This is a genomic window from Actinopolyspora biskrensis (assembly GCF_013408175.1).
GTDB classification, from domain to species: Bacteria; Actinomycetota; Actinomycetes; order Mycobacteriales; family Pseudonocardiaceae; genus Actinopolyspora; species Actinopolyspora biskrensis.
Genome location: NZ_JACBYW010000001.1, coordinates 960,299 through 986,590, shown reverse-complemented (window position 1 = coordinate 986,590; position 26,292 = coordinate 960,299). Strand labels below are relative to the sequence as shown.

General features: G+C 68.5%; 23 protein-coding genes and 1 pseudogene. 10 read left to right on the top strand and 14 right to left on the bottom strand.

Going from position 1 to position 26,292, the window contains the following annotated elements:
• Positions 1–105: 105 nt before the first annotated feature.
• Complete coding sequence (locus FHR84_RS23115; RefSeq protein ID WP_179534073.1) at positions 106–1,512, top strand: LuxR C-terminal-related transcriptional regulator; 1,407 nt, start codon at positions 106–108, stop codon at positions 1,510–1,512.
• A 309-nt stretch (positions 1,513–1,821) separates the two neighbouring features.
• Here the strand turns inward: FHR84_RS23115 and FHR84_RS04245 are convergent, their stop codons facing one another.
• Complete coding sequence (locus FHR84_RS04245; protein ID WP_179534412.1) at positions 1,822–2,430, bottom strand: mycothiol-dependent nitroreductase Rv2466c family protein; 609 nt, start codon at positions 2,428–2,430, stop codon at positions 1,822–1,824.
• A gap of 48 nt (positions 2,431–2,478) precedes the next feature.
• Entirely contained in the window at positions 2,479–3,927 is a 1,449-nt protein-coding gene (locus FHR84_RS04240) for an MFS transporter (protein WP_179534072.1), read from the bottom strand.
• Positions 3,928–4,099: 172 nt separating this feature from the next.
• Between FHR84_RS04240 and FHR84_RS04235 the strand changes: the two genes are divergently transcribed.
• A complete protein-coding gene (locus FHR84_RS04235; RefSeq protein WP_179534071.1) occupies positions 4,100–4,711 on the top strand; it encodes a TetR/AcrR family transcriptional regulator in 612 nt (203 codons plus the stop codon).
• A gap of 961 nt (positions 4,712–5,672) precedes the next feature.
• Here the strand turns inward: FHR84_RS04235 and FHR84_RS04230 are convergent.
• The 3 genes and pseudogenes from FHR84_RS04230 to FHR84_RS04220 all read right to left on the bottom strand — a co-directional run bounded on the left by FHR84_RS04230 (position 5,673) and on the right by FHR84_RS04220 (position 7,100).
• Positions 5,673–5,855, bottom strand: a complete 183-nt coding sequence (locus FHR84_RS04230) for a hypothetical protein (protein WP_179534070.1) — start codon at positions 5,853–5,855, stop codon at positions 5,673–5,675.
• Between the two features lie 36 nt (positions 5,856–5,891).
• Complete coding sequence (locus tag FHR84_RS04225) at positions 5,892–6,296, bottom strand: ChaB family protein (RefSeq protein ID WP_179534069.1); 405 nt, start codon at positions 6,294–6,296, stop codon at positions 5,892–5,894.
• 70 nt (positions 6,297–6,366) lie between these two features.
• Positions 6,367–7,100, bottom strand: a pseudogene (locus FHR84_RS04220) (formyltransferase family protein).
• A 559-nt stretch (positions 7,101–7,659) separates the two neighbouring features.
• On the opposite strand from FHR84_RS04220, the gene FHR84_RS04215 reads away from it, so the two are divergent.
• Together FHR84_RS04215 and FHR84_RS04210 are read left to right on the top strand one after the other, a co-directional pair.
• Positions 7,660–8,859 (top strand): low temperature requirement protein A, encoded by a 1,200-nt coding sequence (locus tag FHR84_RS04215; protein ID WP_179534068.1) that lies wholly within the window; start codon positions 7,660–7,662, stop codon positions 8,857–8,859.
• 240 nt (positions 8,860–9,099) lie between these two features.
• Positions 9,100–9,867 carry a dienelactone hydrolase family protein gene (locus tag FHR84_RS04210; RefSeq protein ID WP_179534067.1) on the top strand — a complete coding sequence of 256 codons (768 nt, stop codon included), beginning with the start codon at positions 9,100–9,102 and terminating at the stop codon, positions 9,865–9,867.
• 205 nt (positions 9,868–10,072) lie between these two features.
• Here the strand turns inward: FHR84_RS04210 and FHR84_RS04205 are convergent, their stop codons facing one another.
• Complete coding sequence (locus tag FHR84_RS04205) at positions 10,073–11,650, bottom strand: L-lactate permease (protein ID WP_343075144.1); 1,578 nt, start codon at positions 11,648–11,650, stop codon at positions 10,073–10,075.
• A 294-nt stretch (positions 11,651–11,944) separates the two neighbouring features.
• Here FHR84_RS04205 and kduI point away from each other — a divergent pair, with 294 nt between their 5' ends.
• The 5 genes from kduI (at position 11,945) to FHR84_RS04180 (ending at position 17,240) form a co-directional block, all read left to right on the top strand.
• A complete protein-coding gene (gene kduI / locus FHR84_RS04200; RefSeq protein WP_179534065.1) occupies positions 11,945–12,766 on the top strand; it encodes a 5-dehydro-4-deoxy-D-glucuronate isomerase in 822 nt (273 codons plus the stop codon).
• A 14-nt stretch (positions 12,767–12,780) separates the two neighbouring features.
• Positions 12,781–13,539 (top strand): glucose 1-dehydrogenase, encoded by a 759-nt coding sequence (locus FHR84_RS04195; RefSeq protein WP_179534064.1) that lies wholly within the window; start codon positions 12,781–12,783, stop codon positions 13,537–13,539.
• Positions 13,536–14,300 (top strand): IclR family transcriptional regulator, encoded by a 765-nt coding sequence (locus tag FHR84_RS04190; RefSeq protein WP_179534063.1) that lies wholly within the window; start codon positions 13,536–13,538, stop codon positions 14,298–14,300. Before FHR84_RS04195 ends, FHR84_RS04190 begins: the two co-directional genes overlap by 4 nt.
• Positions 14,301–14,593: 293 nt before the next feature.
• On the top strand, positions 14,594–15,199 hold the full coding sequence (locus FHR84_RS04185; protein ID WP_179534062.1) for a DUF6245 family protein: 606 nt from the start codon (positions 14,594–14,596) through the stop codon (positions 15,197–15,199).
• Between the two features lie 196 nt (positions 15,200–15,395).
• Complete coding sequence (locus FHR84_RS04180) at positions 15,396–17,240, top strand: DUF2339 domain-containing protein (RefSeq protein ID WP_179534061.1); 1,845 nt, start codon at positions 15,396–15,398, stop codon at positions 17,238–17,240.
• 141 nt (positions 17,241–17,381) lie between these two features.
• Here the strand turns inward: FHR84_RS04180 and FHR84_RS04175 are convergent, their stop codons facing one another.
• The 7 genes from FHR84_RS04175 to FHR84_RS04145 form a co-directional block, all read right to left on the bottom strand.
• The gene (locus FHR84_RS04175; RefSeq protein ID WP_179534060.1) at positions 17,382–18,290 is read right to left on the bottom strand and encodes a Rieske (2Fe-2S) protein; all 909 of its coding nucleotides are present in this window, start codon (positions 18,288–18,290) and stop codon (positions 17,382–17,384) included.
• Positions 18,256–19,080: a glycosyltransferase family 2 protein gene (locus tag FHR84_RS04170; protein WP_179534059.1), complete on the bottom strand. Its 825-nt coding sequence runs from the start codon at positions 19,078–19,080 to the stop codon at positions 18,256–18,258. The genes FHR84_RS04175 and FHR84_RS04170 overlap by 35 nt, the downstream gene beginning before the upstream one ends.
• A complete protein-coding gene (locus tag FHR84_RS04165) occupies positions 19,077–19,652 on the bottom strand; it encodes a methyltransferase domain-containing protein (RefSeq protein WP_179534058.1) in 576 nt (191 codons plus the stop codon). The genes FHR84_RS04170 and FHR84_RS04165 overlap by 4 nt, the downstream gene beginning before the upstream one ends.
• Positions 19,649–20,386: a PIG-L family deacetylase gene (locus FHR84_RS04160; protein ID WP_179534057.1), complete on the bottom strand. Its 738-nt coding sequence runs from the start codon at positions 20,384–20,386 to the stop codon at positions 19,649–19,651. The genes FHR84_RS04165 and FHR84_RS04160 overlap by 4 nt, the downstream gene beginning before the upstream one ends.
• Positions 20,376–21,407 (bottom strand): acyl-CoA dehydrogenase family protein, encoded by a 1,032-nt coding sequence (locus FHR84_RS04155; protein ID WP_218861942.1) that lies wholly within the window; start codon positions 21,405–21,407, stop codon positions 20,376–20,378. The genes FHR84_RS04160 and FHR84_RS04155 overlap by 11 nt, the downstream gene beginning before the upstream one ends.
• A gap of 103 nt (positions 21,408–21,510) precedes the next feature.
• Entirely contained in the window at positions 21,511–22,785 is a 1,275-nt protein-coding gene (locus FHR84_RS04150; protein ID WP_179534056.1) for an ROK family protein, read from the bottom strand.
• 220 nt (positions 22,786–23,005) lie between these two features.
• Positions 23,006–23,716: a polysaccharide deacetylase family protein gene (locus FHR84_RS04145; protein ID WP_179534055.1), complete on the bottom strand. Its 711-nt coding sequence runs from the start codon at positions 23,714–23,716 to the stop codon at positions 23,006–23,008.
• A 423-nt stretch (positions 23,717–24,139) separates the two neighbouring features.
• On the opposite strand from FHR84_RS04145, the gene FHR84_RS04140 reads away from it, so the two are divergent.
• Positions 24,140–24,832, top strand: a complete 693-nt coding sequence (locus tag FHR84_RS04140; protein ID WP_179534054.1) for a glycoside hydrolase family 11 protein — start codon at positions 24,140–24,142, stop codon at positions 24,830–24,832.
• A 145-nt stretch (positions 24,833–24,977) separates the two neighbouring features.
• Here the strand turns inward: FHR84_RS04140 and FHR84_RS04135 are convergent, their stop codons facing one another.
• A complete protein-coding gene (locus FHR84_RS04135; protein WP_343075143.1) occupies positions 24,978–26,276 on the bottom strand; it encodes an MFS transporter in 1,299 nt (432 codons plus the stop codon).
• Positions 26,277–26,292: the final 16 nt, after the last annotated feature.

Genomic DNA, 26,292 nt, shown 5'->3' with positions numbered 1-26,292 from the left:
AATCACAGACATCAGAAATCTTAAAATATCAATCAAACAAGGCCCGAAAAGAACAATATCACGAAAATAAAATTCCAATTCGACAAAGTTTGGCAGGATATTCTCGTGAGTGCCCATATAGACGAACAGCAAAAAGACTACATTAAATCAGTGAAAGCCGAGACCAATCAACTGGCGCTCAGCGGCCGCTGGGCAGAAGCATTCGACACGACGATAAATTTTCTGAATCAGCCGCCAAACAGCTCATTGTTCACCAAGATAGAAGACCTGTGCAGTCTGGTTTACACTTCCGGCGAACCGCCGTGGGGAAACCAAATTCATAACACCGAAAAAGGAGAGCACGTACAGCACTCTCGACGCCGATTATGCAAAGCACTCCTGCTGGCGAACCGCGGCATCGACCGCCAGTCCGCAACCATGCTCGCGATGGAATCCCTGAACAACTCGAAAGACAGCGATCCAGTATTATTCTGGTATGCCATCACGCTCTTGATCTACGCCGAGGAAGTAGAGTTCGCCGAACACGAGGTAATCAAGGCAAAAAAATCCGCTCGCTGGTCCGACGTAGACGATATTCGCGACTCCCTCGCAGTTCTGCAGGCCAGGTTGACAGCGTTCAAAGGGAACCTCCAGGAAGCACGCAAAATTCTGTCCGAAGTAAACTCCAAGAAGTTACATCCGCGACTATCCGAAATTTCTGTTGCTTGGCACCTGGAAATATTGGCCGAGCTGGCCGAGTCCGAAGAGGCAAAAGAGCTTCTCCACGTACACACCTTTCCCGGGCCGATAGCAAACATCGAAAACCGCCCTGCCTTCTTGTCCGCTCGCGGTTCTGTCGAGTTGAGCGTCGGACGTTTCGAACGGGCTCTCGAAGATTTTCTCGCATGCGGCCGGGAACTTACCAGACTCGGAGTGTTCAATCCGGCTGTCACCAATTGGCGGTCAAAAGCAGCACTGTGCGCTACCACGCTTGACCAGAAAGACCTGGCGATCGCTCTTTCCAACGAAGAACTACGGGCCGCACGAAAATGGGGAACTCCCTGGATACAGGCGATGGCTTTGCATTCAGTTGCCCTTTCCCAAGGAGACGAACGAACTGTACACCAGCTTCGGGAAGCTACATCTCTATTAACACACAGTCAGATCTGGCGTTACTGCGCCAAATTATACTTCGACTTCGGAACCCATCTTTCTGAGATTCAACTCGCCGAGGAGGCGAGCGACATGCTGGCGACTTCCAAAAGGGTCGCGCACCAATGTGGGAACTCGTTCTGGAGCTCACGGGCCGATCAGGCACTGAACGGCCCGAACCACGCGAGCACCTCCGCCAAGTTGACGCCACAAGAGAAGCGAGTCGCCCGGCTCGCAAAAACCGGTATGAGCAACAATGAAATCGCCGACCAAATGTACATCACCGTCGGAGCGGTCGAGCAACACCTTTCCAAGGTTTTCAAGAAACGAAACATATCCAATCGGCGTGATTTGTCCTACGCAGTAATTTGCTGTGACTGACCACCAGCACCCTTGGAAACGAATAATTTCGACAACCGTGAGGCCGACAGCGCAGCAACGGTACCCGCCGGAAAAATCCTCATCCGAACACCCGTGCAAGCTCGATTCTGGCAATGATTCGGGGAATCGTGCGAGCGTGCAGCACCGACCCCGCACACGCCCGCTTTCTCGAGTGAACAACAGAGTGCGCGGACGTAGGACTACCGGGCCAACCGGGAGATCCTACGCCCGCTTTCCTCATACGCGCGATGCCGGGCGCATACACAGTCAAGCCAACGCTCTTACCAACAGAGAGCGCCCACTCGCAACTCAGCTGAAGCTGGGGGCCTCACGTCTGGTTCTCTTCAGTTCGTAGAAGTGACTGTGACCGGCCAGTGTCCGAGTGGCATCGAAGATGTCACCGGACACCTCACCACGCGGTACACGCGAAAGGACCGGTCCGAACAGCGCACCACCGTCGACATGGATCACTGGTGTACCGACGTCCATCCCTACGGGGTCCATACCTTCGTGATGACTTCTCCGTAGCTCATCGTCATAGCTGTCGTCGGCTCCAGCGTCTGCCAACGACGAGTCGAGCCCTACTTCACCGAGTGCTTCGACGACAACGTCGTCGAGATCGGTGGCACCTTCGACGTGAAGCCGCCTTCCCATCGCGGAGTAGAGCGGATCGATGATCTGCGGACCGTTCTCCAGCCGAGCTGCGGTGAGCACGCGCACCGGCCCCCATGCTCTGGCGAGCATCGCCTGCCACTTTTGCGCCATCGGTTCCTCGTCGTTGAGTACCGACAGGCTCATAACGTGCCAGTGCAGATCGATGTGGCGAACTTCGCGCACTTCACGCAGCCATTCGGAAAGAATCCACGCCCAAGGACACATCGGGTCGAACCAGAAATCGACGCGTGTTCCGCCTGCCATGATCGGCTCCAATCGGTCGTCGCTGACATTGGCCAAGATCGACCACTGCTACATGGATATCTGCGACCGAGGCGCGATGACGAAACACAAAGCCGCGCTGACCACAAGGGCGGTGATCATGGTAATCATCGACGCAGTGAGCGCCAGTGGGAATCCACCGCCGTTGAGCGCGGAGAAGAAGACGGTACCGAGTCCGGCTACACCCACCGCGGCGCCGAACTGCTGACTGGTGGTCCACACACCCGAGGCGGATCCGGCGAGTTCAGGAGGAACGGAGACGAGGAAGAGAGTCGTCAACGGCGGCATGACCATGTTCATCCCGACTCCCAGCGCGAACAGACCGGGAACGAGTGCCCAGCCGTTGATTCCGGTCGTCGCGCCTTGCCCACCGGCGAAGAACACGGCGAGCGCGCCCGCACCTCCGATCAGGCAACCGGCCAGTACCACCAGCCGACCGAATCGGAAGGTCAGTCGACCCACGAACAGCGCCATGGCGAGCCCGCCCACCGAAAACGCGATGGTGAGCACACCTGCCTGCAGCGGGGTGTAACCCTGACCTTCCTGCAACCAGTACGCGAAGATCAGCAGGAAGCCGCTGAAGCTCGCGAAGGCGACCAGCTGCACGACGAGCCCGGCGGCAGCGGTGCGACTCCGGAACACTCCCACGGGCAGCAGGGCACCCGCGCGCCACTCGGGACGGCTGTGCTCGGTGTAGGCCAGGCCGACCACGATCAGTATGCCTGCGATCAGCATGATCCAGGACCATGCCGGCCAGCCGTAGACACGTCCTTCGAGCAGTGGGAACACGATCGCGACCAGACCGACGGTCAGGACCCCGGCGGAGACCCAGCGCGGACGGTTACCGGAGGCCCGACTCTCCGGGACCAGCCAGGCTCCCAGCAAAACGAGGAGAACGGCGACCGGCACAGTGATCAAAAAGATCGGCCGCCACGACAGCCCGGCGATATTCGCGCTGACCAACAGCCCGCCGAGGACCATTCCACCAGCCTGAGCGATCCCGGCGACGACCCCGAACGCCCCGAAGACCGACGCCCGCTCGCGCCCAGTGAAGATGGTGTGGAGGATACTCATCACCTGGGGAGCCAACATGGCGGCCGACACCCCCTGCACAGCACGCGCGGCGATCAGTTCTCCCGGACTCGTCGAGATCCCGCACCAAACACTGGTCACGGCGAACAAGGTGAGCCCGAACAGGAACATCCTCTTCCTGCCGAAGAGATCTCCCAACCTCGCCGAGGTGATCAAAGCCACCGCGAAAGCGAGCAGGTAGGCCGCGGAAAACCATTCGACCTCCGTACCGCTGGCACCGAGATCACGCTGCATGGCAGGCAGGGCCACGTTGACGATCGTGATGTCGAGCAGATCGAGCATGAAAGCCAGGATGAGCACCGACGCGGCTGCCCACCGGCGTGGATAGGGCACTTCGCCGCTCTCCGCACCTTCCCGCTGCGCCTCCGGCGTTGTTTCAGTGGTCACGTTGCACTCCTTGATCACCCACTATGGGCATGATGGCCGGTGGGACCAGTCAGCACCTCGCTGTTGACCCCCATTCAGACCGATCGGTCTGAGCAGAGAGTGGCCGACTCCCTCGAGCGGTGTCAAATCGTTTCCACAACACAAGACCGATCGGTCTGCTACCATGTGGCACATGGTGCGGCAATCCACCGAGGTGGTCCGCGAACGTGTGCTGAACGCCGCCGCGGATCTCTTCGATCGCTATGGAGTCCACGCCGTCGGTCTGCAGCGGGTCATCGACGAGGTGGGCTGTGGGAAGTACATGCTCTACCGCGAGTTTCCGAGCAAGGATGATCTGATCGTGGCTTATCTTCGCCGAAGCTGTCAGTACTGGGACCAGACCCTGGACTCCACCCGTGCGACCACGACACGACCGGAGGAGCAACTCATCGAGTTGGTTCGTACGGTGAGCCGACAAGTTCCCGGCACGCGTGGTTGCCCGCTGCGCAACACCTATGCCGAGTTCCCCGAGCACGACCACCCCGCACGTCAGGTCGCGCTCGAACACTTTTCCTTGGTCAGGCAACAGCTCGGCGATATCGCGCGCCAAACGGGCGCACCCGAACCGGACCGACTCGCCGAACGTATTCTCCTGATCATCAATGGTCTTTACTCACCGGGGCACACGGCCGGCCCGGAGGACATGTCCGAGATCAGCGTGACACTCGCCCGCGATATCGTGGCGGTCGAGACCGGAAAACATCCGACGCGCGATCAGAGCGGTCAGAGAGCCGAGGCTCGCTGACTCGTATTGGGTGCCTCCAACGAGACGGGGTGCCAGGACCGGACTCCCGGAGCTGAACGATGGGAGAAGATTCCGCGACACGGGCCGGCAATGTGATGCGGGCGGTGATTTCGATGAGCGCGGTCTCCGACCCAACGACGCGGGAGATCGTGCCCAACACGTTCGTGACGAACGCGGGCGTCCGTCGCGGGAAGCGCGCCTGCGACGACACCCAGCCTGATCAACTGGTTCCAGGATTGGCCTCGTCGCCACATGTGGCGGCTCCCCAGCCGCCCCAGAGGTGAGCAGCGTACTCAGCGGACTCCGCGTCCGTCGACCACGAGGTGCACCTTAGTGCTCAGATCTCCTCGCGAGCGGCTGAGGGCTTGTGGCTGCCCCCCTGCGCCGGTGGCGTGCTGATGAGTCCACGGTGGAATCCACGCTGACCGTCCAATCCAGCTGGCCTGCGGCGTCTCGCCTGCCCGCTGCGGCTCGGTCAGGATGCGTTCCTGCTTACCTTCACCAGCCCAGCTGTAGAAGCGGGGCCGCGCTGTTTTGCCATGGGCCGAACCGTTCCGGCGGATCCAGCCACGGGCAACTGGTGCGCTTCCCGAAGCTCATCTCTTCCACGACCTGTCGATGATCCCGCCAACGGTCTCCCCGATCTTCCCAGGGGAAGTTCTCCGAGCGAGCGCGTTTACAGCGAGACGGCGGGGGCCTTCCGGAAAGGCGAGCCGCCGCACGGCGGAAGACAACCGCGCTCACGCCCCCGGAAGGACGCGGCCCGTTGGAGCACAGCACGGCTTCGGCACCGGGACGTGCTACCCGCGCGGAGCAACCGGGCTCGCGGCACCAGGCACGGCACATCTCGACACCACATCTCCGGACCGCACCTGCCGGTCGGAGAACGAGCTCGGTGGCCTTCCGCCGAGTCGCACCGCTCCACCCAGGGGTTCCCGGTGCGAGGGCGGACGAGCGCTTCTCACTCCTCCCCGACCATGTCCTCGTCGGTGGCCGACGGTTCCTTCTCCAACTGCCCCTGCTCGGGGAAGCGCCACTCCGCGGTTCGCTCCCGCAGCGTCCTGTCCTCGACCCTCCCCCACTCCCGCGGGCCGTTATCGGCCGATCCGGAAACGCGCGCGTATGTGCCGCTCTCCTCGGCCACGACACGTCACCCCCTCTCACCGGAGCCGGGGACACCTCATCGCCGCCCGGCCCGACGGGACTGCCGACCGCTCTTCTCCTGCAGCGCCTCGACCAGTTGCTCCTTGTTCATCGAGGAGCGCCCCGGCACGTCCAGCTCCTGGGCCCGCTCGTAGAGGTGCTGCTTGCTGGCCCGGGCGTTCACCCCGCCGCGGGTCGGCTTCGCGCGCTTGCCCGCTCCTCCCCTGCGGGCCTGCTCGTCCGAGGGACCGCGCTCCGGCTTGGGCTCCCAGTGATCGCCCACCTTCTCGAAGCTGCGCTTCAGCGTCGCGAAAGCGGTCCGGTGGGCCCGCTGGCCCTCACCGTATTCCCGCACCGCGCTGTCGTGGGTCTTCAACCACGTTTCCTGGGCTTCCTTCGGGGACCGCTGCAGGGTCGAAGGCAGTTCTTCACGACCAGGCACGATACTCACCTCCGCATCTCCTACTCCCGAGTGATTGCCCACTGCGCGGCGGGGCAAACACAGTCCCGGGTCAGCCGAAGACGGTGGCGCCGTTGTCGTGCCGGATCACGCGGTCCTCGCAGGGCCAGCGCACCGCGCGGGACAGCACGGTGCGCTCGACGTCGGCACCGCGATGCTGCAGGTCGATGACGGTGTCGGCATGGGTGGCCCGGGCGACGTCCTGCTCGATGGCCGGCCCCTGATCGAGCTCCTCGGTCACGTAGTGCGCCGTGGCACCGACGTGCTTGACCCCGCGCTGCTCGGCCTGCGCGTAGGGACCGCCCCGATGAACGCGGGCAGGAACGAGTGGAGGATCTTGATGATCGGCACCCCGAGTTCGGACGGGAACTCCTCCGACGGGATCCGCATGTGGCGCGCGAGGACCACGAGGGCGACGTTTCCCCGCAGCAGCCGCAAGTGATCGGCCTTCGACGCGAACACGGCGACACGTTCGGGAACCGGCATCTCCCGAACGGTGAACTCGAGGTCGAACTCCCGCGCCGGCCGCTCCTCGGGAGCGCTCTCGATCCCCGGCAGCGCGGCCTTGAGGTTGTCCAAACCGAACACGGTGCGCTGGAAGAACGCGCCGCCCTGCGGATTGTCCGAGCACTGGTCCAGGGGCACGATGCTCGCGTGGTGCTCACGCAGCACCCCCGCGGTCGCGGCGACGGTCCCGGGGCTGTCCCTGCCCCGCACGACCAACGAGGCGTGCTGGTGTGCGGAGGCGGACTCCGCGGTGGAAGAAGCCTGCCGGGAGGCGGTCACCCCGACACTCCTCCCCGAAGAGGACTGATCCGTTCCGTGCTGGTCATGAGCCCACCGAACGCGCACGAGCGCAACTCGGCACCCCGCACCGGCGTCTTACCGCCGGAGGTGACAGCGAACCACCTCCGTCGACCCGGGTGGAAAAACTTCGAACGGGCGAACCGCCCCGGGGGGGTATCACTCCTGTTTGTGCCCCCACCGGAGAGGTGTGTTTTCCACCGGTTCCCGCACTCGTCCAACGTCGACGATGCTGTCGCGACGTTCGAGCGGCACGAGTGAACGGAAACACGTCCACCTCCGCTCCGCCGGGTCGACACGACGAACCGGTCGACGTCGTGATGTCCGTGGCACCCGCGCAGCGCGCACCACTCACGAACGACATCGTCGACACGTTCGACCGGAAAACGCGCGAACAACGCCGCGGCGGCGCGTCGGTGCCGAAACACCCTCCTGGGGAGAGGGGAGGGGGACGCGCGGGCGGTCCGTCAGGGCCGCCCGCGCCGTACGTCGCCGGAACCGCCAAAATCACCTCCGAAGAGAGGTTTTCCGGGGAGGAACGATGGCTGAACAGGACGGTGAGACCGCGGAGTCGCGACCGCGGTTGATGCGGGCTCCGGGAGCAGGGCGCTCGGAGGTCGCACCGATCGAGTTGTTCTTCGATCTGGTGTACGTGTTCGCGATCATCCAGATCTCGCACACGCTGCTGGACGAGCTGAACTGGCTGGGAGCCCTGCGCGTGGCCCTGCTGTTCGGAGCCGTGTGGTGGGCGTGGAACTACTCGGCGTGGGCGATGAACTGGCTGGACCCGCACAGCGGGGTGGTGCGCGTACTCAACCTGCTGCTGATGCTGGCCGCACTGGGCATGTCGCTGGGGCTGCCGCACGCCTTCGCCGAGGACGGTCTGCTGTTCGCGGGCTGCTACGTACTCGCCCAGGTGGGACGTGCCGCGTTCATGGTGGTCGCGTTGCGCGGGCACGTGCTGTCGGGCAACTACGCGAATCTGCTGGCCTGGAGCACCGTGGCCGGGGTGCTGTGGATCGTCGGCGCGCTGTTCCCGCCCGACCTGCGGCTGGTGTGGTGGCTGGTGGCGCTGGCCGTGGACGTCGCCGCCCCGCGGTTCGAGTTCCGCTTCCCCCTGCTCGGCGCGGCGCCGATGCACACCTGGCCCACGGACCCGGAACACCTCGCCGAGCGCAACCGCGGGGTGTTCATCATCGCGCTCGGCGAGTCGATCCTGATCATGGGCTTCACCCTGTCCGAGATCGACCCGATCCCGCCGGGAGCGGTGGCGGCCACGGTGCTCGGTTTCCTCGGCCTGTTCGTGCAGTGGTGGGCCTACTTCGCACTGGCCGGGCACAACACCCAGGCCAGCCGCGGCGACGCCAGCACCTCGGCGTTGCGCTCGGCGTTCGCCTACGCCCACGCGCTCATGGTCGCCGGGGCGATCGTGGTGGCCGTGTCGATCGAACTGCGCCTGACCCACGAGCACACCGGCCCGTCGCTGGTGTTGACCACAGTGGGCGGACCGTTGATCTACCTGCTGGGCAACATCCTGTTCCTGCGCTCGCGGACCGGGGCCGTCGCGCGTGCCCGTTACGCGGCAGCGGGCGCGCTGATCGTCGTCGGAGTCGTGGGGCTGGTGCTCGGCCACGCCGTTCCACCGCTGCTGCTCGGCGTGGCCACCGTCCTCATCATGGGCGTGCTCGCCGTCTCCACCCAGGTCAACTCCAGCCGCTCCGCGACCGCGGCCGCCGAGTAGCGACGGGAGAGGGCACGCGACCGCCGTGGCGGACCGCTGCCGGATCGTGCTCCGTTCCGGCAGCGGTGCGTGCCGGCCGGACCGGTGTGCTGCCGACCCGGCCGGCACGGCTCCGCTCGCGGCGGCCGTCCCGTCGTGGGACTCCCCGCCCCTGTCCCCGCACACCGGGCGTGCGACGTGATGAGATCGAACGGCCTGTCACAGCGGACGAACGCCAACTGCGAGGAGGAACCGCTTCCCATGACCGCCGTAAGCGCAACATCGGTGGACATTCCCACTCCGGACGGCGTGGCCGATGCCTACTTCACCCATCCGGACGACAACGCAGCCCACCCGGCCGTGCTGCTCTACATGGACGCCTTCGGACTGCGCCCGCACCTGAACGGGATGGCCGACCGGCTCGCCTCCTCCGGCTACACCGTCGTGGTGCCCAACGTGTTCTACCGGCACGGCCGCACCCCGGTGGTCGAGCTGCCCGAGTTCATCGACCCCGGGCAGCGCCCCGAGATCTTCGAGACGATCGGGCCGATCATGCAGGACCTCACCCCGGAACGCGCGGTGCGCGACGCCGGGGCCTACCTCGAGTGGCTATCGACCCGCCCGGAGGCCGCCAACGGCCCCATCGGCGTCACCGGGTACTGCATGGGTGCCGCGCTGTCCCTGCGCACCGCAGCCGCCTACCCCGACCGGATCGCCGCGGCCGCGGGTTTCCACGGCGGGGGCCTGGCCACGGACGCACCGGACAGCCCGCACCTGTTCGCCGAGCACATCACCGCCGAGCTGTACTTCGGGCACGCCGACCAGGACCACGCCCTCCCGCCCGAGCAGATCGACCGGCTCAACCGGGCGCTCACCGAGGCCGGCGTTCGCTACCGCGCCGAGGTCTACGAGGGCGCCGCCCACGGCTACACCCAGGCCGACACGGCCAGCTACGACCAGGAGGCCGCCGAACGGCACTGGACGGAGCTGCTGGCCCTGTTCGACCGCACCCTCAAAAACACCGCGTGAGAACCGCCGCGGGACACCTGTCCGGGCGGCCGGTGTCCACGCCGCGGGCGAAGACGGGCGTGCTCGGGGGCGGCCGAAGCAGCACCGCGACGGCACGGTCCCCGGGGGAGGACGCCTCGGCACCTCCCCCCCGGAACGGTTGCCCGTCGCCCTCCCGAGCACGTCCTCGGTCCGTTCGGAACCACCGGGCGAACAGCGGTGGTCCTCACGGGACCATCCAGCCCAGCACCGGGGTGGACTGCAGGAAGACCAGAGTGCACACGGCCAGCAGCAACAGCAGGCTCCAGCCGAAGATGCGGCGGAACAGCACGCCTTCCTGACCGACCAGCCCGACCGCCGCGGTGCCCACGGCCAGGTTCTGCGGCGAGATCATCTTGGCCATCACGCCCCCGGAGGAGTTGGCCGCGCCGAGCAGGACGGGGTCGGCGCCGATCCGTTCGGCCGCCGTGGTCTGCAGCTTGCCGAACAGAGCGTTCGCTCCCGCGTCGGTGCCGGTGATCGCGACGCCGAACCAACCGACGATCGGCGACAGGAACGCGAAGAAGGGAGCGGTGTCGGCCAGCCACGTGCCGAGGGTGGTGATCTGCCCGGAGAAGTTCATGACGTAGGACAGCGCGAACACCGACAGGATCGCCAGGATCGCCCAGCCGAACTGGCGCACGGTGCGTCCCCACACCAGCACCCCCTCGCGCGGTGAGACGCGTAGGAACGGCAGGGACAGCAGCCCGGAGATCAGCAGCAGGGTTCCGGTGGCCGAGCCGAAGGCGAACGCGTAGTCGGTGTCGACGGTCGCGCCCGTCGACGAGACGATGTCCAGTCCCGGCCAGGCGAAGGTGGTGCCGATCGTCTCCAGCGGGGCTCGCAGCGCGTCGACCCGCACCAGCGAGAAGACCAGGATGATTATCACGTAGGGAGCGAAGGCGCGCAGCACCTCGGAGCGCGAGTTCCGCTCCGGGCCGGATTCCTCGACCGCGCCGCCTCCTCCCGAGATGGCCGCCGCGGTCACCGGTTCACCGGCTGGGCGCCAGAACCGGAGCAACAGCAGCAGCGCGGCGGCGGAGACGATCGCGGCGATGATGTCGGCGAGCTGGTAGACCAGCTCCGAGGTGAGGAACTGGGCGACCGCGAAGCTCACCCCGCCGACGAGCGCGCCCGGCCACGCCTGGCGCAGCCCGCGCCTGCCGTCGGCGACGAACAGCAGCACGAACGGGACGACGACCGCCAGCAACGAGACCTGCCGTCCGGCCATCGCGCCGAAGTCCTCGGCGGGAAGGCCGGTGACCTCGCCGAGCACCGTGATCGGGTTGCCCATCCCGCCGAAGGCCACCGGCGCGGTGTTGGCGATCAGCGTCAGGGTGGCCGCCTTCAGCGGCCGCACCCCCAGCGCGATGAGCATCACCGCGCAGATGGCGACCGGGCTGCCGCCGCCCGCCAGGGCCTCCAACAGCGCGCCGAAGGAGAACGCGATGACGATCGCCTGGATCCGGATGTCGTCTCCGATCGAGGAGAACGCCCGCCGCAGCACCGCGAAATGGCCGCTGTGGACGGTCATATTGTAGATCCAGATGGCGTTGAACGTCAGCCACAGGATGATCAGCACGCTCTGTGCCGCACCGTAGAGCCCGGCGTTGACCGCCATGAGTGGTGGCATCCCGTAGACACCGACCGCGATCAGCAGTGAGACACCGAATGTCGCGACACCGGCCCAGTGCGCCTTCCACCGGAAAACGCCGAGCAGACTGAGCAGCACGAGCAGCGGGAACAGGGCGAGCAAGGCTGACACCAACAGCGATCCGGTCGGATTCGCTTCCTGGTGGTACGGCACGACGACCTCCGACCTGCGAAAAAGACAGTCGTTCCGAAATACAGAACAATGTTCTGCATGTCGTGACGAACATCGTGGCTCGAACCACAAAACGGCGACAGCGACCATTCGACGGAATTCGGAATCATCCGAAAAGCGGTTGTTCCGAAAAACAGAACGCTATTCCATATACCGCGACAGACACAGCGATTCGTTCACGAACCGGCGAAACCGGTCCGTGAACGAATCCCGCTCTCCGCGGAGGACAGCGACATGGACGTCAGGCACCCCACGCACCCCGATCAGATCCCGACCTTCGACACCTCGGCGCTGCGCGGGCACTACCTCGTCGAGGAGCTCTTCGAGCCGGGCGCGATCCACACGGTCTACTCCCACCAGGACCGCGTCGTCCTCGGCGGTGCGGTGCCGCAACCGGGCTCCCCGCTGGAGCTGGAAACCGAACCCCCGCTGCGCAGCGAGTACTTCTGCGAACGCCGGGAACTCGGAGTCCTGTCCCTGGGCCAGGGGGCGGTGACCGTCGACGGCAGCACCTACGAACTCGCCCACCGCGACTGCCTCTACGTCGGCCGCGGCGCGAGGTCCGTGTCGTTCGACAGCTCCGAGGGAGGCCGCTTCTACCTGGTCTCCACCCCGGCGCACACCTCCTACCCGACCAGCGTGGCCCGGCACGCGGACACGGTTCCGGCCAGGCTCGGCGACCCGGCGACCGCCAACGTGCGCGAGCTGCGCAAGTACGTCCACCCCGACGGGATCCGCTCCTGCGAGCTCGTCATGGGCGTCACCGAGCTCGCCGAGGGCAGCATCTGGAACACGATGCCCTGCCACACCCACGACCGGCGCACCGAGTGCTACCTCTACTTCGACCTTCCCCCCGAGCACCGGGTGATCCACCTGCTCGGCCAGCCCCACGAAACACGCAACATGATCGTGCGCAACGAGCAGGCCGTGATCTCGCCGAGCTGGTCGGTCCACAGCGGAGCCGGCACCCACCGCTACGGCTTCGTGTGGGCGATGGCCGGGGAGAACCAGGCGTTCACGGACATGGACCACGTCGCCATCGACGAGCTGCGCTGACCGGAGGCATCGCAATGAGCACCGAACTGTTCTCCCTGAGCGGGCGGACCGCCCTGGTGACGGGAGCGCGCACCGGCATCGGACGGGCCGTGGCTCTCGGCCTGTCCGAGGCCGGTGCCGACCTGATCCTGCTCGGACACAACGACGACCTCGAGGAGGTCGCGGGCCAGGCCCGCGACCGGGGCAGCGCGGTGCGGCAGGTCGTCGCCGATCTCACCGACCCCCAGCACGCACGCGAGCTGCTGGAACCCGTCGTCGCCGAGCACGAGATCGACGTACTGGTCAACAACGCAGGAACCATCCACCGCGAACCCGCCACCGAGGTCGACATGGCCGACTGGCGCCGGGTGCTCGACATCAACACGGACTCGGTGTTCGCGCTCAGCCAGCTCGTGGGGCGCGGCATGGTCGAACGGGGACACGGCAGGGTCATCAACATAGCCTCCCTGCTGTCGTTCCAGGGCGGCAAGGGCGTGCCCGCCTACGCCGCCTCCAAGCACGCCGTCGCGGGACTGACCAAGGCCCTGGCCAACGAGTGGGGACCGCACGGGGTTCGGGTGAACGCGATCGCTCCCGGCTACATCGCCACCAACAACACCGCCGCCCTGCGCGCCGACCCCGCCCGCGAGCCGGAGATCCGGGGGCGCATCCCCGCGGGGCGCTGGGGCACCCCCGACGACCTCACCGGTGCGGCGGTGTTCCTCGCCTCGGACGCGGCGAACTACGTCAACGGACACGTTCTCGCGGTCGACGGTGGCTGGATGAGCCGTTGAGCAACGACATCCCCTCCGAGGAGCCCGGAGCGACGCCCAAGGCGCTGCGCGTCCTCGAATCCCTCACCGAACACAGTCGGGTCAGCGATCTGTCCACGGCGACAGGACTTCCCAAATCCACTGTGCACCGGTTGCTGAAGGTGCTCGTCGAGATGGGCTTCGTCGGCACGGACGGAGCGGGCAACTACCGGGTCGGCAGCCGGGCGGTCCGCCTGGCCAACCGGGTGATCGACCGTTTCGACCTCACCACGCAGGCCGAGCCCGCGCTGTCCAGACTGCTGCACGAGACCGGCTGCACCGTGCACTTCGCGCTGCGAACCGGGGGTGAACTGTTCTACACCCACAAGAAGGAACCGGACAAACCGTACCGGATGAGTTCGCGGGTGGGGATGAGCCTGCCGTGGCACAGCAGCTCCATCGGCAAGGCGGTGATGGCCGCGATGCCCGTCGAAGAACTCGAAACCCTGCTGGACACGCTGCACCTGGAGGCGAGAACACCGTACACGCTGACCACGCGCGAGGCGCTCACGGCACAACTCGAGCAGGCGCGCCACACCGGCTACGCCGTCGACGACGGTGAGAACGAGGACGGCATCCGCTGCGTGGGGGCCGCGGTCCGCGACCACACCGCGACGGTCATGGGCGGGGTCAGCATCTCCACGCTCTCGCTGGAGCACAGCATGCAGGACCTCGTCCTGCTCGCTCCCACCGTCACCCGTGCCGCCACCATCGTCTCCGGCTCACTCGGCTACCCGGCCTGAGGGAACCCCGGAGCCCTCGGTGGCGAGCAGGCCCGCCGAACACGGCACGGCGACCTCGTCGTTCCGGGTCGTTCCGGTTTCCGGGGTGGTTTCGCGCCGGGACCTCCCCGGTACCGGCCAGCCCGTACCCGCTCGGACGGGGCTCGGGATCACCGGCGGATCACGGACCTGGTGCCGCACCCCTCGCGCACTCGTTCGACGGGGCCGGGGAAGGTCCTCACACGTGGCGACGCGGTGGTCCCACCCACCGTCACCCCGCGACGCGTCCACGCAGACCGTTATGCTGCCCGGCGATGACCACCCCGTCCTCTTCGCCGGAAACCGATCAGCCTGCCGCGGTCGACCAACTGGCGACCGCACTGCAAGCACTGGGCCACTACCGCGGGACGAACACCGCGGACGAGCACACGGCCGCAGCCGAACGACTCGGCGGCGAAGCGGTCTACCGCGCGTACCTGGCCAACGCGCTGCTCGGGGCGGCCCAGTTCGAAGCGATCCTGAACGAATCCGTCGAACTCGACAACGAGCAACGCGCCGCCGTCTACCTCCAGCAGCAGCAAACCGTCGGGGTCGCCGGCGACCAGAGCGGCATGCTCGAGTTCCTGCGGTGGCAGTTGCTGCGGATCTCCGCCCCGCTGCGGGAGAACGCCCGAACCGAACAGGCCGGCCCCGTCCCGGTGGCCGCGGCCCAGACCGCCGAGGGGCTGGACCGGCTGCTGACCGTGAGCGCGGCGGGCCACACCCTCGCAGATCAAGCCGACATCGACTCGGTCGCCGAACAGCTCGACACGGCACACCAGGCACTGAGCAGCGCTCTCGAGAACATCGACCAGCTGCGCGCGCTGACCGAGCAGGCCCGCTCCGGCTCGGGTGCGGGCTCCGAGAGCTCCGAGTCCTGAACCGGCCGAGGTGATCCCCGCGGGGACGGTTCGGCCCGCACGGGTGCGCAAGCCCTGCGGAGCCGACCCGTTCCCGCCCGGAATCACGGCTGACCGGAGAGCACCGGCGAAACGGCCGGGTGCCTACGAACACGGCGCCGGCATCTGAGTAGTCGTACTGTTCCCGCGGCGGGATCATGCCCACCAGCCTGGGGACATGTCCGAGCCGGAACAGCACGCGCTGGAGACCGTCGCCGACGAACTCGCCGAGATGGGGCGCCGGTTGGACCGTCTCGCCGATGCGGTGTACCTCCAGGCGGACCGTCCTCCATCACACACCTGCGAGGCACAGGAGCCCCCGGAACCAACCGCGGCACCACCCGCCTCGATGCCGCAGGCCCCACCGTCCGCACCGATCCCCGATCCCGTCCCGGCCGAGCCGTCCTGGTACACAGCACCGGAACCGCCCCGGACCATCGCCCCGGACGAGGAACAACGGAGTCCGGAGTCCCGTCCCCCGGGGCGGGGTTGGACTCCGAGCAGACTGCTGGCCTGGGGCGGCGGTGTGGTGACGCTGCTCGGCGTGGTCTTCCTGCTGGTGCTGGCGGTCCAACGTGGCTGGCTCGGCCCCGCCACCCGAGCACTCGGTGGCGTCGGTCTGGGAACGGCACTGCTCGCGGCCGCTTTTTGGGTGCGCGGCAGACCCGGCGGCACCTCCGGCAGTTACGCGCTGGCCGCGACGGGATTCGCCGCGTTGTACCTGGACACGGTCGCTGCCACCACCCTGTACGACTACCTGCCGGTGTTCGGCGGTCTCGCGGCGGGTTTCGCCATCGCGGGCGGCGGACTGCTGCTCTCCGACCGCTGGAGTGCCCAGCCGCTGGCCGTGGGGGTGGTGCTGGGATGCGCGGTGTGCGCGCCGTTGATCACCGGGGAACCGAACGCGACCCTGGTCGGCTTCCTGATGCTGCTGCACCTGGTGGCCACCCCGGTGCAACTCCGACACGGATGGAGGCAGCTGGCCCGGTCAGCCGCGCTGCCCGTGGTGCTCGCCGCCGTCCTCGCCGACACGTGGGCGATGCTGGCCCCGGTCGATCCCCTCGCCGTGGTACTCGCGATGAGCGCCGCCTCGCTGCTGGGAATGGTGGTCGCCACGCTCACCGCCGCTCTCCGCCCGGACGACGACACCGCGATCGCGGCGCTGGTGGCCGCACCGGTACCGGCCCTGCTCGCCACTCCACTGGTGCAACGTCCGATCGCGGCGGCGCTCGCTGCTGGGGTGGCCGCGATGCTGGCGACCCTGTGGAGCTCGCGGTTCGTCCCGAGCCCGCGTGCTCGGCTGCCGGAGGGGTTCACCACCGCGGCCGGCGGACTCGCGGCGGTGGCCGCGATGCAGTCCACGATGACCTCGCTCGACGCCTCGGTGTGGCCCACGGCGCTGCTGTGCGAAGCACTGTTGTTGACTTTCGGGGCGCTGTGGCTGCGCAGATCCGGTGTGCTGCTCGGGGCGCTGTGCTACGCGACGATCGGCACGGTGCTGGCGCTGCAGCACGACATCCCGCCGTGGCACCTGGTGCTGGTGCCGCACTCCGCGGGTCTCGCCGGGGTCCTGGTGGGCGTGCTGACCGCGCTGGTCGCGGTGGTGGTTCCGATCGCGGCGGTTCGTCTCGGCGTGCTGTCCCGTCCGCCTGCGGCGAAGACTTTGTGGAGTCTGGCGGGGGTCCTGGTGCTGTACGGCACGGCCAGTACGACGATGGCGCTGGTCGCGCTGTTCCAGCAGGACCGTTCCGGCTTCCTCACCGGACACGTGCTGATCACGCTGAGCTGGGTGGTCGTGGCGATCACGCTGCTGCTGCGCGGGATCAGGCTGGCTGCTCTTCGCATCGCGGGCATGGTGCTGCTTCCGGTGGCGCTGACCAAACTGTTCCTGTTCGATCTGGCCGCTCTGGACGGATTCGCGCGGGTGGTGGCGTTCCTGTGCACCGGACTGGTGCTGCTGGCCGCCGGAGTGCGCTACGCGCGTTTGGTGAGCACGGAACCGACGGTGGAAACCTCCCCGTGAAACCGTCCCCCGTCGAACCGCGGATCACCCGCGTGGCTCGAGCCTGGCGGCAGGCGGTTCGGGAGGGGCAGCGGGTGTCCCCGGCCCTGAAAACGACCCGCTCACCCGGGGGCCCGGAGGAAGCGGCTCGCCCCGCGACGGTCACCCTCCTGCGGGGACCCCCGGGATGCGCCGCACCCTGGCTTGCACGTGGCCGTCCACCACCCGGGTGTGGAACGTCGGCTGGGGGGCTGTCGCCGGGCCGTGTTCCACACCTCCGTCGGAGAGCCGGAACACGCTCCCGTGCCACGGGCACCGCAGGCACGGCGAGTTCCCCGAGCTCTCCGACTGCCAGGACAGCGTCCCCCGGGACAGCGGGCCCGAGGCGTGGCTGCACCGGTCGGCCAGCACGTAGAGCTCCGCACCGTCCCGCAGCACCACCACGGGCACCTCGCCCACCATCCGCCTGCTCGGAACCCGGTCCCGCAGTTCGGTCAGCGCACCGAGATCGGTCCACTCCTCCGGGGCGACGTGCGGAACCGCGTCGGCGTGGTTGACCCCGGTGGACTGGTGATACGACAGATGCCCGCCCAGCAACCCACCGGCCGCGGTCAACGCCAGCCCCGTCCACCCGGCGAGTACACCGGCACGCTCGGCTCCTCCGGACCGCCACCGCAGGGACAGCAGGTAACTCGTCAACGCGGCGCCGTTGGCCACGGCGTGAACCAGCCCGGTGCGCTGCTGCTCCTCGTGGGCCTGCGCGAAATCGGCCGCCCCGGCCAACGTGGCCGGAATGCTGGTCAGCAGGCCCAACCCGATCAGCGACTCGGCCGCTCGCCGCTCCCCTGCTCCCCGGTCGGGGAACGCGTCGATCACCCCGGCGAACAGGAACGCTCCCACGGGCGTCTGCACCATCATCGGATGCAGGGGGTGGCCCAGCCAGACACCGTGGAGCACGTCCCGGAACCGCCGGTTCCGGAGCAGGGCGAACACCGTGTCACGCAGTGCGGAGGCGGGCTTGTCCAGCCAGGACCACTCAGCGATCCGGTCCAGTGCGGAAAACGGGCGCATGACTCCAGTGTTGCCCGCCGCGGGGCGGCCCAAACGCCGTGCTCGGGCCGGCGACCGCCGCGGACCGGTCCAGGACGGACAGTTCGTGCAGGAACGTGGCCAGTCCACCGTGCGCGCGCCCCCGGGTCCGATCGCTGGTGAACACCACCAGGTCGTTCGGTTGCCCGGTCACCCACCCCGCCCGGACGACACGCCGCCACAACGCGTGGTCCTCCCCGGTCGACACCGCCGGAAACCCTCCGAAGGAGGCGAACACGTCCGCGCGCACCCCCAGATTGGCCCCATAGACGTGATGGTGCCCGCTCGCACGGACGTGCTCGGCGACCAGGGCCTCGTAGCGGTACCGCGCAGGCGCGGCCGGACCCGACCAACGCCGGATCATCGCCCGTCCCGCCACGGCGTGCGTCCCTCGTTCGGCGTAACGCAGGTGATCGAGCGCCCAGTCCGGCGGGACCGTGGTGTCCGCGTCGGTGTGCAGCAGCCAGGTCCGCTCCGGCGCGTGGGCCGACAGCGCGCGGAAAGCGCCGGAGGCCCCCAGATTGCGCACTCCGCCCAGCTCCAGCGGGGCCGAGTTGACCAGCAGCGCGAACTCGTCGAACTCCGCGGCGAAGGACAGCGCGCGGGCTGCGGTGACATCGGTGCATCGATCGGCCACGATGAACACCCCCGTGCGCACACCGGCCGGAACACGCCGCAGGGCCCTGGCCACGCTGTGCAGGCAACCGGGGAGCAGCTCCTGCTCGTCGTGCGCCGGCACCACCACGGCCACCGCTCCGACGCGCGACCTCAACACAACCTCAGCACTTCGGCGAGGAACTCGGCCTCGCGGTGAGTGACCACAACCTCCAACTCGGACCACCCCCGTAACCGACGGTGCGCGGAGTCCCCGTCGCGGACGGCGTCGTCGGCACGGGGTCGCCAGTGCACGGCGAGCAGCTCTCCCCCGCTGCGCAGGGCACGCACCGCCGCGTCCACGACGGCGTCGAAGTCACCGGTGTCGAAGTAGTACAGGACCTCGCTGAGCACGACCAGATCGGCACTCGCGTACTCGGGCGGGAACCTGTCGGGCAATCGACGGCGGCACACGCTCACGTGAGGTCGGTCCACCAACCGCTGCCGTGCCCGCCGCACCGCCACCTCCAGCCCGTCGGAAGCCGCCAGCCGCGCACACCGCGGGGCCAGCTCGGCCGTGAACTCGCCGATACCGCAGGCCGGTTCGACCACCGCGGGGTAAACCGGTCTCGGCAGGCAGGCGAGAGCGACGGCTCGCTTCCGCCGCTCGTACCAGGAATTCGCGGTGTCCCACGGGTCGAACCACCTCTCGTGCAGTTCGCCGAAGCGTTCCAGCGGTGTACTGCTCACCGGCGCTCCTCGAAGAGCACCTCGACATCGCGTTCGAAGTGCGCCAACACCCGCGGAGGAAGCACGGGACCGTTGCCCGCGGGGTCCGGGCCGGTCTGGGAGACGAACTCGGCCAGCCCCGCCGACTTGCGCGCGCGCTGCTCACCGGTGAGCCGCTGGACAACCGCACTCCGCCACGGGATCACCGCGCTGTCCGGGCGCATCCAGTGCCACATCCACACGGGGTAGGACCACACCCGACCGCCCTCGGGAGCGGCGGCCGAGGCGGCACGACCCGCCGCCCGGTGATCCGGGTGCGGGTCCACCGGCCACGGGACCACGCTCGCGTCGGCCCCGGCCAGCAGCGGCCGCAGTGCGCGCGCCAAGCTCCGCTCGTGCTCGACGAGACGGGAGTCCGGGAACGCCAGCCAGGTCACCGGAACGCTTCCCAAGCCGTGCGCGCGCAGCGCCGCGTGCAGTTCCTCCCTGCGCGTGTCGGCCAACCGCGCGCGCTCCGCCGCGGCGAGCCCGGGAAACGCGGCTTCCCCATCGGTGGCGACGACGATCCTGAGACGCACCGCCCGCGCGGACAGCTCCTGCAGGAACCCGCCCACCGCCAGGGTCTCGTCGTCCGGGTGCGCCGCCACGATCACGCCCCGGAACCACTCCGCCGTGTCCGGAGGTCCCAACCGGCTCCGGGCGAGCGCGTCCAGCCACTCGGCTTCGGACGTGACCGGGACGGGATCAGGGCTCACGGTCGATCCCGCCCGCCCGGTCGTGCAGCACCCGTCTGCCCAGTTCGGCGAGTTCGCGCTCGCCGTGGTGCTGGCGCACGTACACTTCGAGGTCCGCCAGCCTGCGGCTGAAGACCGGATCCCGCGTCAGCGGGCCGGGGCCACTGACGCGGGGAGCGCGTTCCAGCACCTGGCGGGCGGCGTGCTCCACGGCCGAACGGCAGGTGGCGGCGGCCCCGCTCGGGTCGGCCTCCGAGTCGTCCACGGTGGCGGCCGCGCGGTCCAGCGCGCTCTCGGCCGCCAGCAGCGCCACGTGCATCGCCGCGATGTGCGCGAGCTGGTGTTCATCGGCCCCACGCCGAGTGAGCAGGTCGAGCACCCGATCGTGCAAGCCGACCGCCCCGCCGAGCCACACCGCCGCGACGCCCGCGCCACCCAGCCGGAATCCCGGCCGCGCGGTGTAGAACCCGGCCGGGCCGATGTGCTCCTGCCCGTCGACGGGCAGCTCCCGCAGTTCGACGTCCAGAGTTCGCGAGGCGGCCATGCCGGTCGCCTGCCAGGTGTCCGGTACCGAGCACACCCGGGAGTCGTCCAGGACGAGGTCGAACACCACGTCGTGCTCGGCACCGCCCGCGCCCTCCGGACGCGCCACGATCAGCGCCCGGTCGAGCAGATCGGCCCCCGAGCAGAACGGCACTGTGCCGGTCAGCACGGCGTCGGCCCCCGCGGAGGAGAGCACGGCGCCCTTGCCCGCGGCCCGGGAGGCCCACACCCCGTAGAGGGCGTTCGGCTCCGGCTTCTCCCCGGCCTCGTGCAGGATGGCCGTGGCGTCCGCGTGCCCCTCGACGAGACGGGCCAGTGCCAAGTCCCGACGTCCGTATCCGGCCAGTTCGGCCCAGCGGCGCGCGGTCTCGCCCCTCCCGGGCAGGGGCAGCTCCAGCTCGCCCCGCTCCAACGCCTGCCGCAGCGCCGCCGCCACGTCCTCCGGGTGGCGCGGGGGCTCGTCCCGCACCGGCCTCGCCGACTCGACGATTCGCAGCACGCGCACCCCCTCCACAACGGCACCGGGCCTCTCCCGGTCGGTGCCCGGAGCAGGGGCGGACTAAACCCGCCGCGGCGGCAGCCGGGCCACCGCGTTCGCGCGGTCAGACCGTGCCCTCGGGGCCCTGCCGTCCCGCACCGGCAGGGGCGCGCAGCGGGTCCCGGAACACCTCCTCGGTGATCACGCTCGTTCCGCCCCGGACGGCGGCGGTGAAACCGAAGAAGGACGCGGTGATGGGACAGATGGCCGTCTCCCCCGCGATGGTCCGGCTCCGCAGCTCCCGCATCGCGGCCGGGACCACGTAGGCCGACACCACGGCGAAGTACCCGCCGAGCACGACCGCGCCCGGATTGAGCATGTTGACCGCGACCGACACCCCGACACCGAGCCAGCGCCCGATCTCGTCGAGCCCGGCCAGCGCCTGCGGATTCCCGGCTTCGGCGCGCTGGAGCAGCACCCGCGCCTGCTCCTCGGGATCGCGGAACGTCCCGTCCAGGTCCGGTGCGGCCGCCCGGGTCGCCGCGGGCAGGCCGATCTTGGTCTCCAGGCACCCGTGCTGCCCGCAGCCGCACCTGTGCCCGTGGGGGTCGACCGGCACGTGCCCGATCTCGCCGCTGAAACCGTCCGAGCCGCGCAACAACCTCCCCCCGGAGACCAGGCCGGAACCGATGCCGAGCTCGCCGGTCAGATAAACCAGGTCATCGGCCGTGTTGGCCGCGCTGCCGAACTCGGCCAGCGCCGCCAGGTTCGCCTCGTTGTCGACCGTGATCCCGATTCCGTCCCCGAGCCCGAGCCGGTGACGCAGCCACTCGGCGATGGGCACGTCCTGCCAGGGCAGGTTCGGCGCGTAACGCACGGTGCCGCTCGGCACGTCCACCAGTCCCGGCACGGCCACGCCGATACCGACCAGGCTCGTGCGCGCCCCCTCCAACTCGGCGATCGCCTCGCTCGCGAGCCGCGCCAGCTCCCCGACCGCGCGGGAGGCCTCCGCCCCGACCGCGTCGAAGCCGACGCGCCGCTCGATCAGCACTCGCTCGGCGAGGTCGACCCCGCGCACGGCGAGGTAGTTCGCGTTGACCTCCAGCCCCAGCGCCGCCACCGAACTACCGTCGAGTTCCAGCAGCCGCCCCGGTCGGCCCACGTTGCCCGTCTGACGCCAGCCGGTCTCCCGGACCAACCGGCGTTCGATCAGCTCGTTGACGAGGTTGGAGACCGTGGCCTTGGTCAACCCGGTCCGCGTGGCCAGCGCGGCGCGGGACAGCGTTCCGGGAGAGCGGATCTCGCCGAGCACGCGGGCGAGGTTGTCCCGTCGGACGGCGGTGTGGTCCACACCCCCGCGTTTGCCGTCCCGTCCGTCCCCGTTGTCGTCCTCGCGCACCCGATCTCCTCTCGAATAAGGATAATCGAAAAACTAACCAAGCCCCTCCCGAAACGCCATAGCCCGTTAAGACGAGCGCCTCGGCGGGGAAACACGACAACGGGGACACGGAGCAACCCTGTCACCAGGGAACACTCCTCATCGCGGCAGGGCAGGCCAGCGGGGTTTCCATAGCCTCGGCGCCCACTGATTCGTACACGAAATGAACCAACGGGCGTGCTCAGCCACGGGCGGGGAGCGTGAACTCCCACCCAGCACCGCGCGCCCACGGGACGAAACGCGACACCGCCTCCACCGTCTGACCGCGGTCGCCACCCCCGTCGTGGAGCAGCACCACGCTGCCCGGCGAGACACCCTCGCGCAGCCTGCGGACCAGCACGTCCGCGCCGGGCCGGTTCCAGTCCCCGACCGAGAGGCGCCAGCCCAGCGGCTGCATGCCCAGCTCCGCGGCCACCTGCGGCGTGTCGCCCCAAGCACCGTTGGGCGCCCGGAAGTACCGCACCTCGGCCCCCGGGGCCGCGGCGTGGATCGCCGCGTTGGTGGCCCGCAGGTTCTGCCTGATCGCGGCAGGCGTCCACGTGCTCATGTTCTCGTGCCGCATCGTGTGGTTGCACAGCGCGTGCCCATCGTCGACGATGCGCCGCACGAGCCCCGGGTGCTGCCGCACGTGCTCGCCCCACAGGCAGAAGACGGCTTTGACGTGGTGCTCGCCGAGCACGTCGAGCATCCGCGCCGTGTTGCGCGGATCGGGCCCGTCGTCGAAGGTCAGCGCCACCGTGCGGCCCGCACGCCCGGTCGAGTCGACGATGGTGGCATCCGCCGACTCGCGGGGCTCGGCCTGCGCGGAACTCACCACTCCGAACAACAATCCGACGGCCACCAGGGAGGCGCACACCCGTCCTCGCCGTCGTCGAAATCCTCGATTCACCATGATGGTCCTCCCTCGGGACGCGCCGACGCAGAATCACCGGAATCTCCCGGAAACAATACGGGGAACACGGGAAACGTAGGACCGTCCTCCGGGGATGTCAACGCCGCTCACCGGCGAAACACACCAGGAAAGCATCCCCCACAGCGCGACGACGAACCCACCGGACAAAACTTTATTCCACAGTGCACTCTGCTTTACCTGGAAAAATTTAGTATTATCCTATCATTGCGCCACCACGAATCGGGATCGCATTTCGAAAACAGCCGGGGAACGCATTGACAATCCGAAGGTATCTGACCAACATTATTCGGTGTCGACAGGCCTTGATCACCGTTGATCCTGGTCATCCGCGCGAATACCGCTCCACCGACGGGCCCGTCGGTTCGCACCACCTGTTCGACATCGCCCTGACTAGGAGGAAAGATGAGCACGGACGATTCCTACGCGCGCTCGTTCGACCGCAGGAGTTTCCTCGGAAGTGCCGGCACATTGGCGCTGGGCGCCTCCGCCCTGCTTCTCCCGGGCACCGCCTCCGCGGACACGACCATAACCCAAAACCAGACCGGAACCCACGGCGGATTCTACTATTCTTTCTGGACCAATGGTGGCGGCTCGGTCTCCATGACCCTGTCGTCCGGTGGGAGTTACAGCACATCGTGGACCGACTGCGGTAATTTCGTCTGCGGTAAGGGGTGGAGCAACGGCGGTCGCAGAAACGTGCACTACTCGGGAAGCTTCAACCCGTCCGGGAACGGATATCTGACCCTCTACGGGTGGACGTCGAATCCGCTCGTGGAGTACTACATCGTCGAGAGCTACGGAACCTATCGCCCCGGTGGGGACGACCACCGGGGCACGGTCACCAGCGATGGCGGAACCTACGACATCTACCGCACGATGCGCTACGACGCCCCCTCCGTCGAGGGGACCGCGACCTTCCCGCAGTTCTGGAGCGTCCGGCAGTCGCCGAGATCGGGCGGGACGATCACCACCGGAAGCCACTTCGACGCGTGGGCCCGGCACAACATGCCGCTGGGAAGTTTCGACCACTACATGATCCTCGCTACGGAAGGGTACCAGAGCAGCGGGAACTCCAACATCACGGTCAGTGGATGAATCCCCTCCCCGAGAAGCTCCTCCCCGGCCGGGTCGGCACCCCCTCCTGATCCGACAAGCCGGTGAGGACCGTCCGGGAAGGACACTCGGATTCGTGGGGTGCGGGCCGTTCCTGCGGTGTGCGCCCCACGACGCTCGCCGATGCCTACACCTTGTCGGACCGAAGTGCCGTGTAACCCCGGCCGTGGTTCCACCCGGCGCCCGCACGGGGCACTCGTGGCCCGCGGTTGGCCAGCACGACAGCAGCGGCGACGAACGGCACGAGCACCGCCGCGGCGGCACTGAGCCAGGAGGTTGCCGTGTCCAGGGGCAGCCGCAGCGTCAGCAGCCCGACCGCCACGGCGGGGCCCCCGGTGCCGCAGTAGAACGCGAGGTACAACGCGGAGTTGATCGCCGCACGTTCCCGCGCCGGTGCGACCGCGTCCACGGCCGCGGCGGCCCCGCCGTAGGCCGGACCGTGTCCGAATCCGGCCACCACCGCCGCGAGCACGGTGACCACCAGCGACCCACCGCCGGTCCACGCCAGGGCCGCGAGCGCGACCAGTAGCGCGCCCAGACCGAGCAGCTGCGCACCACGCGCACCCCAGCGGGGCACGAGAGGCTGGGACAGCACCGAACAGACCAGCACGGCGCCGAGAACGCCGCCGATGACCGCCAGGTCGTCGATCCCGGCGACGCGGCCGAGCACCGCCGGGACGACCGCCAGGAAGAGACCGGCCACGGTCCAGGCGAGAAAACCGGTCGCCGCGGCGGCGGTGAACAGCAACCGCGCACCGGCCGGGACGCGCGGGCGCGTGGGCCGCCAGCGGCGCCCCCGCGCGGCGGACGGGCTCAGGGCGGAGACGCGGTACCACCCCACCGCCAGCAGGACCAGGTGCACCACGTACGGCAGCACCCGCGGTGCGGGCGCGTACTGCGCCAGCAGACCCGCCACGACCGGGCCCGCCGCGGTTCCCCCCACGAACGCCACTCCGGCCAGCACCGACGCCCGCGCCCGGTTCCCACCGGAAGCACGCGCCGTGATCAGCGCGGTCGTCGCCCCCGTGGCCGCGCCCAGCGCCACCCCCTGCGCGGCGCGGCCGAGCAACAGCCACCCGGGGCCGGTCGCGAGCGCGAAGCACCCCGAGGCGAGCGCGGCCACCGCCACGCTGATCCGCAGCACCCTCCGGGAGCCGAGCGCATCCGCCGCCGAGCCGAACAGCAGCAGCGCCGGAGCGCTGACCAGCGCGAACATCGCGTAGATCAGCGTCATCGTCAGGTCGCCGAACCCGAAGGCGTGCTGATAGCCCGGATACAGCGGGCTGGGCAGATAGGCCCCGGCCGTGAGCACCACCAGCAGGTACACCGCCGTGCGCACCTCGCGCGCGTCCCGGCGCGTCCGGTGCGTGATCCGGGTGTCGGAGACACCGGAACAACCCTCGTCGAAGATCCCCTTGAGCAGCACAACCACATCCTGGCGC